Source organism: Marinibaculum pumilum, assembly GCF_042646425.1.
GTDB classification, from domain to species: domain Bacteria; phylum Pseudomonadota; class Alphaproteobacteria; order Ferrovibrionales; family Ferrovibrionaceae; genus Marinibaculum; species Marinibaculum pumilum.
In genome coordinates, this window is the sequence record NZ_JBHRTR010000020.1 from 38,233 (window position 1) to 50,913 (window position 12,681).

General features: G+C 69.3%; 10 protein-coding genes. 4 read left to right on the forward strand and 6 right to left on the reverse strand.

Annotated features, from left to right (window positions below):
- The first annotated feature begins 91 nt into the window (after positions 1-91).
- Entirely contained in the window at positions 92-2,026 is a 1,935-nt protein-coding gene (gene htpG / locus ACFOGJ_RS07880) for a molecular chaperone HtpG (protein WP_379899305.1), read from the forward strand.
- Positions 2,027-2,182: 156 nt separating this feature from the next.
- Here the strand turns inward: htpG and ACFOGJ_RS07885 are convergent, their stop codons facing one another.
- Genes ACFOGJ_RS07885 through ACFOGJ_RS07895 form a run of 3 tightly spaced genes read right to left on the reverse strand, consistent with a single transcriptional unit; the run spans position 2,183 to position 4,972 of the window.
- Positions 2,183-3,013 carry an NUDIX hydrolase gene (locus ACFOGJ_RS07885; RefSeq protein WP_379899306.1) on the reverse strand — a complete coding sequence of 277 codons (831 nt, stop codon included), beginning with the start codon at positions 3,011-3,013 and terminating at the stop codon, positions 2,183-2,185.
- Positions 3,014-3,073: 60 nt separating this feature from the next.
- Entirely contained in the window at positions 3,074-3,877 is an 804-nt protein-coding gene (locus ACFOGJ_RS07890; RefSeq protein ID WP_379899307.1) for a DUF1223 domain-containing protein, read from the reverse strand.
- A 36-nt stretch (positions 3,878-3,913) separates the two neighbouring features.
- On the reverse strand, positions 3,914-4,972 hold the full coding sequence (locus ACFOGJ_RS07895) for a glutathione S-transferase family protein (protein WP_379899308.1): 1,059 nt from the start codon (positions 4,970-4,972) through the stop codon (positions 3,914-3,916).
- Between the two features lie 137 nt (positions 4,973-5,109).
- Between ACFOGJ_RS07895 and coaA the strand changes: the two genes are divergently transcribed.
- Positions 5,110-6,120 carry a type I pantothenate kinase gene (gene coaA, locus ACFOGJ_RS07900; RefSeq protein ID WP_449288581.1) on the forward strand — a complete coding sequence of 337 codons (1,011 nt, stop codon included), beginning with the start codon at positions 5,110-5,112 and terminating at the stop codon, positions 6,118-6,120.
- Positions 6,121-6,138: 18 nt separating this feature from the next.
- Here coaA and ACFOGJ_RS07905 read toward each other — a convergent pair whose 3' ends face one another.
- The 3 genes from ACFOGJ_RS07905 to ACFOGJ_RS07915 form a co-directional block, all read right to left on the reverse strand.
- Positions 6,139-6,381, reverse strand: coding sequence for a hypothetical protein (locus ACFOGJ_RS07905; RefSeq protein ID WP_379899309.1), 243 nt, complete (start codon positions 6,379-6,381; stop codon positions 6,139-6,141).
- A 245-nt stretch (positions 6,382-6,626) separates the two neighbouring features.
- Entirely contained in the window at positions 6,627-9,317 is a 2,691-nt protein-coding gene (gene acnA / locus ACFOGJ_RS07910) for an aconitate hydratase AcnA (RefSeq protein ID WP_379899464.1), read from the reverse strand.
- 246 nt (positions 9,318-9,563) lie between these two features.
- Complete coding sequence (locus ACFOGJ_RS07915) at positions 9,564-10,157, reverse strand: hypothetical protein (RefSeq protein WP_379899310.1); 594 nt, start codon at positions 10,155-10,157, stop codon at positions 9,564-9,566.
- A 100-nt stretch (positions 10,158-10,257) separates the two neighbouring features.
- Here ACFOGJ_RS07915 and ACFOGJ_RS07920 point away from each other — a divergent pair, with 100 nt between their 5' ends.
- Positions 10,258-11,004: a glutamine amidotransferase-related protein gene (locus tag ACFOGJ_RS07920; protein WP_379899311.1), complete on the forward strand. Its 747-nt coding sequence runs from the start codon at positions 10,258-10,260 to the stop codon at positions 11,002-11,004.
- Positions 11,005-11,294: 290 nt separating this feature from the next.
- On the forward strand, positions 11,295-12,680 hold the full coding sequence (locus tag ACFOGJ_RS07925) for a hypothetical protein (protein ID WP_379899312.1): 1,386 nt from the start codon (positions 11,295-11,297) through the stop codon (positions 12,678-12,680).
- The last annotated feature ends 1 nt before the right edge of the window (position 12,681 follow it).

The following is a 12,681-nucleotide window of genomic DNA, read 5'->3' on the forward strand; positions in this document are numbered from 1 at the left end:
ACCGGGGTGTCGCAGCAGACTTGATGCGCTGCCTGCGAATGCCTATGTCGGGACCGCCATCCGGACAAGCAGAGAGAAGGGCGCAACCCCCATGACCGACCAGACGATGCAGTTCCAGGCCGAAGTGGCGAAGCTGCTGCACATCGTCACCCATTCCCTCTACAGCGATAAGGAGATCTTCCTGCGGGAGCTGATCTCCAACGCCTCCGATGCCTGCGACAAGCTGCGCTATGCCGCGCTGACCGCGCCGGAGCTGCTGACCGAGGATACCGAACTGAAGGTGCGGATCGCGCCCGACCCGAAGGCCGGCACCCTGACCATTGCCGATAACGGCATCGGCATGAACCGCGACGAGCTGGTGGAGAATCTGGGCACGATCGCGCGGTCGGGCACCGAGGCCTTCTCCCGCCAGCTGGAAGAAGCGGCGAAGGAGGCGGGGAAGGAAGAGGGCGGCAAGAAGGGGGCCGAGGCCGGCCGCCTGATCGGCCAGTTCGGCGTCGGCTTCTATTCCGCCTTCATGGTGGCGGACAAGGTAACCGTCACCTCCCGCAAGGCCGGCGAGGCGCAGGCCTGGCGCTGGGAATCCGACGGCACCGGCAGCTACACCATCGGCGAAGCGGACGAAGGCCAGCGCGGCACCACCATCACCCTGCACCTGGCGAAGGCGCAGAAGGAATTCCTGGAGCCGGCGCGCCTGCGCACCGTCATCAAGACCTATTCCGACCATATCAGCCTGCCGGTGATGCTGATCGACCCGGAAAAGGCGGCGGATGCGGAAGATCGCGAGGAGCAGGTGAACGCCGCCGGCGCGCTCTGGGCGCGGCCGAAGTCGGAGGTCAGCGAGGAGCAGTACCGCGAGTTCTACCACCATGTCGGCCGGGCCTTCGACGATCCCTGGCTGACCCTGCATGCCCATGTCGAGGGCAAGCTGGACTACACCCTGCTGCTGTTCGTGCCCTCGCGGCGGCCGTTCGACCTGTTCGACCCGGACCGCCGCCATGGGGTGAAACTGTTCGTGCGCCGGGTCTTCATCACCGACGATTGCGAAGGGCTGGTGCCGCCCTGGCTGCGCTTCCTGCGCGGCGTGGTGGATTCCAGCGACCTGCCGCTGAACGTCAGCCGCGAGATGCTGCAGAACAACCCGCTGGTGGCGAAGATCCGCGCCACCCTGCAGAAGCGGGTGCTGCGCGAGTTGGAGCGGAAGGCGGAGAAGGCGCCGGAGGATTACGCCACCTTCTGGGAGGCGTTCGGCCCGGTGCTGAAGGAGGGGCTGTACGAGGACCGCGAGGCGCAGGAAAGCCTGCTGAAGCTCGCCCGCTTCCATTCCAGCGAACGCGACGGGCTGGTCTCCCTCGCCGACTATGTCGCGGCAATGAAGGAGGGGCAGAGCGCGATCTACACCATCTCCGGCGAAAGCTTGGAGGCGCTGCGCCGCAGCCCGCAGCTGGAAGGCTTCCGCGCCAAGGGGGTGGAGGTGCTGCTGTTGACCGATGCGGTCGACGATTTCTGGCAGAACACCGTCACCGAATTCGACGGCAAGCCGTTCCAGTCCGTGACCCGCGGCGCCGCCGACCTGGGCGAGATCAAGGGCAAGGCGAAGGACGACGGCGAGTCGGACGAGGCGAAGCCGGAGAAGGTCGAGGGCGCGGCGCTCGGCACCCTGATCGCCGCCCTGAAGCAGAACCTGGGCGAGGCGGTGAAGGATGTGCGGGAGACCGACCGCCTGACCGACAGCGCGGTCTGCCTGGTCGCCGGCGATGCGGACCTCGACATGCACCTGGCGCGGATGCTGAAGCAGCACCAGCGCCTGGACGCGGCACCGGCGCGGATCCTGGAGATCAATCCTGGCCACCCGCTGATCCGCCGCCTGGCGGAGCGCGCCGGGGAACCGGGCGGCAGCGACGCCCTGGCCGATGCCGCCCACCTGCTGCTGGACCAGGCCCGCATCCTGGAGGGCGAGACCCTGCCCGACCCCACCGCCTTCGCCCGCCGCATGACCGCCGTGATGACCCAGGGGGTGGGGTGAGGGGGTGTGCGAAGCAGGCCAGCGCCTCGCTTCACGCACCGCAATCTCCGTCGCCCTCGGCCACCGAGCCGAGGGCCCATTCCGCCAGCCTGTCCGCACGGATTGCGGAATGGATCCCGGCTCAAGGCCGGGATGACGGCGCAGACGCGGAACGGGCTACTTCACGATCCGGTCGACCTTGACCTCGCTGATGCCATAGCCGGCCTCCGCCGGGATGCGCAGGACGGCGCCGCCCGGGGCCTCCTTGTCGAGCACCGGTTCCACCGTGACGATCGGCCGGGCACGGGCCCGGGCGATCGCCTCGTCGGCGGTGGCGGCGCGGCCCAGCAGCTCCACGTTCAGGCGGGTCGCCACCACCATGGCGAAGCGGCCTTCCTCGGCCCCCTTCAGCGCCTCTGACGGGGTAATCCACAGCGAATCGACCGACTCGCTGCCGTCGTGGCGGCCGATCTGCCCTTCCGGCGCATGGGCGATGTAGAAGGCGGTGTCGAAACGCTTCGGCATGAAGGTCGGCGTCACCCAGTGCGCAAAGGGCACCAGCGCATCCAGCGCGAAGTCCAGCCCCTCCGCCTCGGCGAAGGCGCGCATCGTCTCCTCGCCCTTGTCGAGCTTCGGCCGCCAGGGCGCCAGGGCATGGGCGCGGTCGGCATCCAGCAGCGCGCTCTCGCCCTTGGCGCGGGCAAGCAGCAGGCCCGATTCCTCGAACGCCTCGCGGATGCCGGCGACCATCATGCCGCGGCTGCGGTCGTCCATCGTCGCGCCGCCGTCGGTGCAGTGCGTGGCGAGAGCGGGATCGCTGTCGCCCTCCGCCAGCTTGCCGCCGGGAAAGACCAGCGCGCCGGAGGCGAAGTCGATGGCGTGGTGGCGTTTCACCATGAAGACCTCCAGCCCGCCGGCTGCGCCATCGCGGACAAGGAGGATCGTGCTGGCCGGCCGGGCGGGCGGTGCCTTGCTCTGGTCGGCAGCGAGGATGTCGGACGTTTCCATGGCCGAAGAGTCGGCCCGACAAGGCCGTGAAGTCAATCGGCTTAAATCACCTGCCGACGGTCAGGAGCCTGGGGCGGAATCCAGCCGTATCTCCGCCGCGCCGATGATCCGCCCCATGTCGGGCGCCTGCACCATGACCACCGCCTTCTCCCGCCCCGCGGCCCGCAGGGCGCCGGCATCGATGGTGACCCGCGCGGCCATACCGTCCCATTCGCCCAGCCGCTCCATGGAGCGGACGATGTTGCTGTAACGCAGGGTCTTGCCGGCATTCTCGCCGCGGGCGATCGGCACCTCCCGTGCCCCGTCCACCCCGGCGAGCCAGATCGCCGCGCCGCGGGCCAGGCCGGGACCGACGGTCTGCGACCCCGATTCCGGCAGGTCGACATGAATCCTGTCGCGGCCGTCCCAGGTGGTCTTCAGCGCCACCGTCGCCATCATCTTGGCATCGTCGATCGCCCTGTCGATGGCGCGCTTGTCGGAGCCGTTGAAATGGCCCAGGCCGTCCACCACCGCCTGCGGCGTGTAGACGTAGCTCTGCTCCATCGCCTTGGCATAGGCGCGTTGCCGCGGCGCATTGCTGTCCAGCGCGAAGCTGTCCTTCCAGCCCAGATAGTCCCAATAGTCGACATGGAAGGCGATGCCGATCACATCCTCCCGCGCGTCGAGCTGCTCCAGAAGCACGTCGGCCGGCGGGCAGGTATTGCAGCCCTGGCTGGTATAGAGCTCCACCAGGACCGGGCAGGGATGCATCACGTCCTTGGGCTGCCCGGCGCCGGCAGCGGCCGGGGCGACAGGCAGCAGTGCCGCCGTGACGAGCGCCGCCAGGGCGACACCGGCGGCCGCAATTCCGTTGAGTTTCATCATGACTGGAGCCTATGGCGCCGGCAGGGGCCGGGCCACTCACGTTTCATTGACGGGACCGTCTGCGGGCTGGCCCGCGCCGTGGCCTTCCAGCACGGAAAGCGCCCCGGATTCCGCCAGGAGCGCTGCCAAACGGTCGGCTGCGGCCGGCGGCAGGGCCGCCCAGGCCTCACGCAGGCGTGACAGGCACTTCGCCTGGTAGCCGAACGGCGCCTGCACGTAGCGCCGCCCGCCCAGCGTCACCGCGACCTCCGCCGCACCTTCCTGCAGCGCCGCCGCGTTCGCCGCCAGGAAGGGCAGGTAGGTGTCGCCGGCCAGCGACAGCAGGTCGCGCAGGGCCGGCCGCAGGTCGGCGGCGGGATCGTCCCAGGCGCCCTCCGCCTCCCCCGACAGGTCGTCCATGTGGCGCACCCAGTTGTCCAGCCGTGGCGCCGCCTGCCGGATCAGCACCTGCGGGCTGGGGTCGGTGACCAGCGGCGCCAGCTGGCCGAAGATCGCGAAATCCGCGACCGAGGGCCGGCTGCCGAACAGCCAGGCACCGCGGGTCACCCGCCCCTCCATGGCCGCCAGCCAGCGGCTCAGGCTGTCGCGGATCACCGGGTCGTTCTCCGGCGTGCAGCCGACCAGCGCCATGCGGGAGACCTGGCGGTCGCGGATCGCGGCGGCGGCATCCGCCCGCTCCGCCGCCGGCGCCTGCGGCATCGCGTCATCGACGATCCAGCCGGCGGCGAAACCGCGGTCCGGTTCCGCCCACCAGCGCAGATGGAACATCGCCTTGGTCAGCCATTCATCGGCCATGTCCTCCACCAGGCGGCAGAGAAAGGCCTGGCCCGGATCGGACGGCCAGACGGCGCGGCCGGGATGGCGGCCCTCCAGCGCCTCGATCATCGGCGTGGAATCGACCAGGTAGGTGCCATCGGGCACCTGCAGGACCGGGATCACCGGCGGCCGCAGATGCGCAATCTCCGCCCGCACCTCCGGCGTCCGGTAGAGCCAGAGATGCGGGATCCGCCGGTAGCGCAGCACGGCCCGCACCTTCATCGAATAGGGCGAGGAGCCCATGCCGATCAGGCGATAGGTTCCCTGCGTTCCGCTCATGCCTGCCTCCTTCCCCTCTCTCAGGTCCGCCGCTGGCGAATCCGCCCCGGCCGGCGCTATGCTGCACCGCAGTTCGACGGTTGCACAGGCGTCAATGCCGCGCCGCTGCGACCCGATACGCATCGCACGAGGTCCGTTTGGCCCATCCGAGGAAGAAGCAGAAGCCGGCCACGCCGCCGCCGCCATTGCGCGGCGATACCGGTGGCGAGCCCGGCCGCGTTTCCCCCTATCGCACCTTCACGCGGGAAACCTGGGCCGGACTTCGCGCGGACACCCCGCTGCCCCTGGAACCCGCCGAGATCGAGCGGCTGCGCGGCCTGAACGAACGGCTGCCGGTGTCGGAGATGGTGGAGATCTACCTGCCGCTGTCCCGGCTGCTGAACCTCTACGTCCATGCCATCCAGGACCTGTTCGCGGCGACCCAGGACTTCCTCGGCATCTCCGACCGGAAGGTGCCGTTCGTGATCGGCATCGGCGGCTCCGTCGCGGTGGGCAAGTCGACCACGGCGCGCGTGCTGCAGGCCCTGCTGGCGCGCTGGCCGAACTCGCCGCAGGTCGACCTGGTGACCACCGACGGCTTCCTGCACCCCAACGCGGTGCTGGAGGAGCGCGGGCTGATGCGCCGCAAGGGCTTTCCGGAGAGCTATGACCGCGGCGCCCTGCTGCGCTTCCTGTCGCAGGTGAAGTCGGGCAAGTCCGCGGTGCAGGCGCCGGTCTATTCCCACCTGTCCTACGACATCATCCCCGGCGGGGCGGTCACCGTGGACCGTCCGGACATCCTGATCGTGGAGGGGCTGAACGTCCTGCAGACCGGCGACGCGCCGCCGGACGGGAAGACGGTGCCCTTCGTCTCCGACTTCTTCGACTTCGCGATCTATGTCGACGCAGAGACCGAGGTGATCGAGCGCTGGTACGTGGAACGCTTCATGCAGCTGCGCCAGACCGCCTTCATGGACCCGGAGGCCTATTTCCACCGACACACGAAGCTGACCGAGGAACAGGCGCTGGCCACCGCCCTGGACCTCTGGCGCGGCATCAACCAGGTGAACCTGGAAGCGAACATCCTGCCGACCCGCCAGCGCGCCGACCTGATCCTGGTGAAGGATCCCGACCACCTGGTGGAGCGGATCGAGCTGCGGCGGCTGTAGCCGCGGGCCGGGGCCCGGTCAGCCTCTCATCAGCCGGCGGCGCGCTTCCTCGGCAATGGCCTGCTTCATCTCGACCCTGGCGAGTTCGGCCATCACGGCCTTGCGCTCGCCCTCGTCGGTGATGCCTGCGAGGTGGGCGCGCAGCGCGATCGCCTGCTTCTTGAATGCGATCTCCTCGGGCAGGACGCCGGCCTGGGCCATCATCTGCAGCCCCACGGCCTCGCCCGCGTCGACATAGGCGTCGCCGCTGCGGTCGCGCAACCGCCGCTGCGGTCGCGCAACGGCTTGCCTTCGCCGGCAAGGCCGCTCAGCGCCCCGCTGCGGGCGGCCTTCTGCATCTGTCGTTCGGCGAGCCTGTTCAGCCAGTTCATATCTGGAAGATAGGATGTCCGCGGCGCCGCCGCGACGCGCATTGCGCCGCAGACGACTCGCCCGCGGGCCACAAAGAAAAAAGGGCGGGCCTTGCGGGGCCCGCCCTTCGGTCTTGCGTGAGGTGCCGCCCGCGGTCAGGCGGCCAGGTTGCGCAGCACGTAGTGCAGGATGCCGCCGTTGGTGAAGTAGGCGACCTCGTCCAGGGTGTCGATCCGGCAGAGCGCCTGGAAGGTCTCGTCCTTGCCCTTGGCCCGCTTGATTGTGACAGTGACGTCCTGGCGCGGCGTGATGCCGCCCTCGATCCCGGTGATCGTGATCTCTTCCGAGCCGTCCAGCTTCAGCGACTTGCGGTCCACGCCGGCCGGGAACTGCAGGGGCATCACGCCCATGCCGACCAGGTTGGAGCGATGGATGCGCTCGAAGCTCTCGGCGATCACCGCCTTCACGCCAAGCAGGTTGGTGCCCTTCGCCGCCCAGTCGCGGCTGGAGCCGGTGCCGTATTCCTTGCCGGCGAAGATCACCAGCGGCGTCTTCTCCTTCTGGTACTGCATCGCGGCGTCGTAGATCGACATCTCCTTGCCGTCGGGCATGTGGCGGGTGACGCCGCCCTCGGTGCCCGGCGCCAGCTCGTTGCGCAGGCGGATATTGGCGAAGGTGCCGCGCATCATCACCTCGTGATTGCCGCGCCGCGAGCCGTAGGAGTTGAAGTCCTTGAAGGCGACCTTGTTCTTCATCAGGTATTCGCCGGCCGGGCTGTCCTTCTTGATCGAGCCGGCGGGCGAGATGTGGTCGGTGGTGATGCTGTCGCCGAGCAGGGCGAGGATGCGGGCGCCCTTCACGTCGGAGATCTTGCCCGGGGTCTTCTTCATGCCCTCGAAATAGGGCGGGTTCTGCACATAGGTGGACTTCTTGTCCCAGCCGTAGGTCAGGCCCTTGCCGGTCTTGATCTTCCGCCAGCGGGTGTCGCCCTTGAAGACGTCGGCATAGCGTTCCCGGAACATCTTTTCCGTCACCGCGCGGTTGACCGCCTTCTGCACGTCATCGTTCGACGGCCAGATATCCTTCAGATAGACCGGCCTGCCCTTGGCATCCTCGCCCAGCGGGTCCTTGCGCAGGTCCACCTTCAGGGAGCCGGCCAGGGCATAGGCGACCACCAGGATCGGCGAGGCCAGGTAGTTGGCCTTCACCAGCGGATGCACGCGACCCTCGAAGTTCCGGTTGCCGGAGATCACGGCGCCGACCGTCAGATCCTCGCCGGTGACGGTGTCGGCGATCGGGTCCGGCAGCGGGCCGGAATTGCCGATGCAGGTGGTGCAGCCATAGCCGACCAGGTCGAAGCCCAGCGCGTCGAGCGGCTCCTGCAGCTTCGCCTTCGCCAGATAGTCGGTGACGACCTGGGAGCCGGGTGCCAGCGAGGTCTTCACCCAGGGCTTCACCTTCAGCCCCTTCTTCAGCGCGTTCTTCGCCAGCAGGCCGGCGCCCAGCATGACGCTGGGATTGGAGGTGTTGGTGCAGGAGGTGATGGCGGCGATCACCACGTCGCCATGGCCGAGGTCGAAATTCTCGCCCTTCACCGGCACCCGCCGGTCGGCTTCCGCCTTCGCGACCTTGAAGGTCTCCACCAGCTCCTTCTTGAAGGCCGGCGCCAGGCGCGACAGCAGCACCTTGTCCTGCGGCCGCTTCGGCCCGGCAAGCGACGGCTCCACCTTGCCCAGGTCCAGCGACAGGGTGCTGGTGAACACCGGATCCGGCGTCCGCGCAGTGCGCCACATGCCCTGCTTCTTGGCATAGGCCTCCACCATCTCGCAGAGATGGCGGTCGCGGCCGGTGGCCTTCATGTAGCGGATCGTCTCCGCATCGATCGGGAAGAAGCCGCAGGTGGCGCCGTATTCCGGCGCCATGTTGGAGATCGTCGCGCGGTCCGCCAGGCTCAGGCCGTCCAGGCCGGTGCCGTAGAATTCCACGAACTTGCCGACCACACCCTTCTTGCGGAGCATCTGGGTGACGGTCAGCACCAGGTCGGTTGCGGTGGCGCCCTCCGGCAGCTTGCCGGTCAGCTTGAAGCCGACCACCTCCGGCAGCAGCATGGAGACCGGCTGGCCGAGCATCGCGGCCTCCGCCTCGATGCCGCCGACGCCCCAGCCCAGCACCGCCAGGCCGTTGACCATCGTGGTGTGGCTGTCGGTGCCGACCAGGGTGTCGGGATAGGCAACCGTGTCGCCGTTCTGGTCGGCGTCGGACCAGACCACCTTCGCCAGGTTCTCCAGGTTCACCTGGTGGCAGATTCCGGTGCCCGGCGGCACGACGCGGAAGTTGTCGAACGCGCTCTGGCCCCAGCGCAGGAAGGTGTAGCGCTCGCCGTTACGTTCGTATTCCACGGCGACGTTCTGCTCGAAGCTCTTCGGCGTGCCGAAATTGTCGACCATCACCGAATGGTCGATGACCAGGTCGACCGGGCTCAGCGGGTTGATCTTCTTCGGGTCGCCGCCCAGCGTCTTCATCGCGTCGCGCATCGCCGCCAGGTCGACCACCGCGGGCACGCCGGTGAAGTCCTGCATCAGCACCCGTGCCGGGCGGTAGGCGATCTCGTGGCTGGACTTCTTCTTCTTCGCCCAGGCCACCGCCTGCTTGATGTCGTCGACGGTGACGGTCTGGCCGTCCTCGCAGCGCAGCAGGTTCTCCAGCAGCACCTTCATGGAGAAGGGCAGGCGCGACGGATCGCCCAGCCCGGCCTTCTCCAGCGCCTTCAGGCTGTAGTAGGCGTAGTTGGTCTTGCCGACCGTGAAGCGGCGGCGGGTCTTCAGGCTGTCCTGACCGACTGTGATCACGCCTTTCTCCTTCTCAGATCCCGGATGCTTTGAGCGGCCGCCGGCGCGGCCGGGCCGCGGACCGGCCGACGCAGCGGACGACCGTTGCGCCATATGGGTCGCTTTTCGCGCCCTTGTGCCGCAACATCGCCGGCTTCACAAGTCGCAGACAGTATTCCGCCCCGCTTTGTCGGCGGGCGATGTCTTTTCAGCACGGCGAAGGTGGCCGCAGCCAAGGACTCCGCAGATGCCGGCGGCCCGCCATCATGTCCTGGCGGGCTTGTACTCCATGAACGGCAGGCTGCAGAAGTCGATGCGGTCGACATAGGCGGCCCCGCCTTCCAGCAGTGCCAGCAGGTTCGCTTCGGAGATCACCGGCTCGCCGGGGATCTTCAGGACGATCTTCGTCGCCTCGCCGCTTTCCGGATCCCAGGCCTTGGTGGAGCATTCGTGCAGGCCGACCGGCACCTCCACGTCCTGCAGGGTGCCGTCCTCGCCGCGCATCTTCAGGTCGAAGCCGTCCGGCACGATGATCCAGAAGGTCGAGGGCAGGCGCGGGAAGGAACCGTCGTCGAAGACATTGGCGTTCTTCAGGAACAGCCCCTCCTCGATCCAGCGGCCGATGCTGTCCAGCGCCATGCCGTCCAGGGTGCGGCGCGTCTCCTGCCCCTTCTTCACCTCGGGCAAGTCGTAGAGCTCGTCCTGGGCGGCGAAGTCGACCCGTTCCTTGCACAGATCCACCAGGTAGCGGGTGGCGGGCTCGACGAACTTCGCCTCGTTCAGCTTCGCCCCCTCGCCGCGGATGAAAGGCTTGCCGGATTTCGACGGGCAGGGCAGCACGACTTTGCGAAAGGGCATCTGGGTGCTCCGGGATCGGGGTCAGGCGGCGGGGTGATCCGCAGTCTCGCGAGGGCGTGGCCGCTTTTCAAGCCGCGCGCGCCGCCGATATAAAACAGCCATGAGTGCATTCCCTCCCGATGACCGGCCGATCCTGCTGGTCGTCCACCAGCAGCATTCGACGCCGGGCCGCATCGGCCAGACCCTGGAGGGGCTGGGCCGGCGGCTGGACATCCGCCGGACCGGCGCCGGCGAAGCGCTGCCGGAGGGCCTGGACGGGCATGGCGGCGTGGTGATCTTCGGCGGCCCGATGAGCGCCAACGACGACCATCTGCCCTTCATCCGGCAGGAACTGGAGCTGATCGGCACCGCGCTGCAAAGCGGCATTCCGTTCCTCGGTGTCTGCCTGGGCGGCCAGCTGCTGGCCCGCGCCCTGGGCGCCCCGGTCCGCCCGCATCCCGACGGCTGGCACGAGATCGGCTTCTACGAGCTGCAGCCCGAGGGCGCCGGCGCGGCGCTGTTCGCGGAACAGTCGACCTTCTTCCAGTGGCATGGCGAGGGCTTCGGCCTGCCGGCCGGTGCCGAGCGGCTGGCGGCCGGGCAGCATTTCGAGAACCAGTGCTTCCGCTATGGCACGACCGCCTATGCGATCCAGTTCCACCCGGAAATGACGAAGGAGATGATCGCGCTCTGGGGCCGGGAGGCCGCGGACCAGCTGCTGCGGCCCGGCGCCCAGAGCCGGGAAGAGCATCGTCGCGGCATCGCCCGCCATCACGAAGGGATCGGCCGCTGGCTGCACGGCTTCCTGCAGGACTGGCTGGCCACCGACCGCCGCGCCGCCGCCGCGACCCGGCCCGCGGCGGAATAGGCGCCGCCACGTCCAGGCCGGCCGCTTCGCGGCGCGCACACGCAAACGGGACTGGCCCGGCGCGACGGGCTGGGCAAGACTTGGGAACTCGTTCGTCTTCTCAACGGCCAGCCGCGATGCCCCGGACGCCACGGTCACCGACCCTGTTCCCTGCCGGCCGAGGGCGCCGGGCCTGCCGGGTGGCTGCCTTCGGCCTGTCTCTCCTGCCGGGCCTCCTGCTGGCTGCGGATGCACCGTCCGTCTGGGCGGACGAGGTCCCTGCGGGCCGGATGCCGGTCTGCGACTATCGGATGAGCCTGTCCGATCCGGCGGCCCGGATGCTGACGGTGGATGCCGACTGCCGGGCCACCGGGCCGGTCGAGCTGCGCCCGCGGACCCCGCTTCTGCGGCGCCACCTGGCGGCGCTGGAGGTCGGCGGCCGGCCCGTTGAAGCCCTGGACCTGTTCGACTGGCGGGTGCCCGCGGTCGATGGCCATGCCCGCTTCGCCTATCGCTTCGACCTGGATGCGGCGGCCGCGGACGACGGGTCGATGGACGGCGCGCGCCGGTTCGGACGGACCGTGGTGGCCCCGCTGCGGACCTGGCTGCTGGCGCCCGCCGCCGACGGGGCGGAGTTGCGGCTGCGGTTCGAGGCACCGCGCGGCGGCGCCGTCCTGACCGGGCTGTCGCCGGCGGATCCGCGGCCGGTCCGGGCAGTGGCGAACCCACCGGCACCTCCCGCGGTGCGGCTGCGGGCGAACGACCTGGCCTATGGCGGCTATGCGCTGCTGGGCACCTTCCGCAGCTACGACTTCACCCTGCCCGCCAGCCCGCAGGCGCCGGGCGAGGGGCCGGCCCGGATCACCCTGGGCCTGCCGGACCCGCCCTTCGCCCTCTCCGACGAGGAACTGCTGCGCTGGGTGATCCGCTCCGCGGAGGTGGTCGCCGGCTACTGGGACGGCATGCCCACCCGGCGCAGCCTGTTCGTGCTGGCGCCGGAGCCGATGTCCGGCGGCGTGATGTTCGGCCGGGTGCGCGGCGGCGGCGGCACCACCGGATTCATCAGCCTGGGGGAGTTCACCGAACGCGAGCAGCTCTATCGCAGCTGGGAGCTGATCCACGAGATGATGCATCTCGGCAACCCGTTCCTGCGCGACGGCTTCTGGTTCATGGAAGGCTTCGCCACCTATGCCGAGCCGGTGGCACGGGCCCGCGCCGGCTGGCGCAGCGCGGAGGATGTCTGGGCGGAGTTCCTCCGCGGCATGCCGCGCGGCCTGGCGGCGATGACCGGCGGCCGGATGGGCGGTCGCGGTATCGACACCGTGTATTGGGGCGGGGCGCTGTTCATGCTGCTGGCGGACGTGGCGATCCGGGTGCAGAGCAGCAACCGGCTGGGCCTGGAGGATTGCATGCGGGCCGTGCTGTCCAGCGGCGGCGACGCCGCACATCGCTGGCGGCTGGACCAGGCCCTCGCCGCCTGCGACCGGGCGACCGGCGGCGGCGCGGTATCGCGGCTGGTACAGCGCCATATCCACAGCGCCCACCCGCTGGACCTGGAGGCGCTGTGGCGCGACCTCGGCGTGATCGGCGACGGCGATGGCGTTACCCTTGTGGACGATGCCCCCCTGGCCGCGATCCGCCGGGCGATCACCGGGACGGCGGGCGGACCGAAGGTGGGGCCGCCCCGCGAAGGGTAAT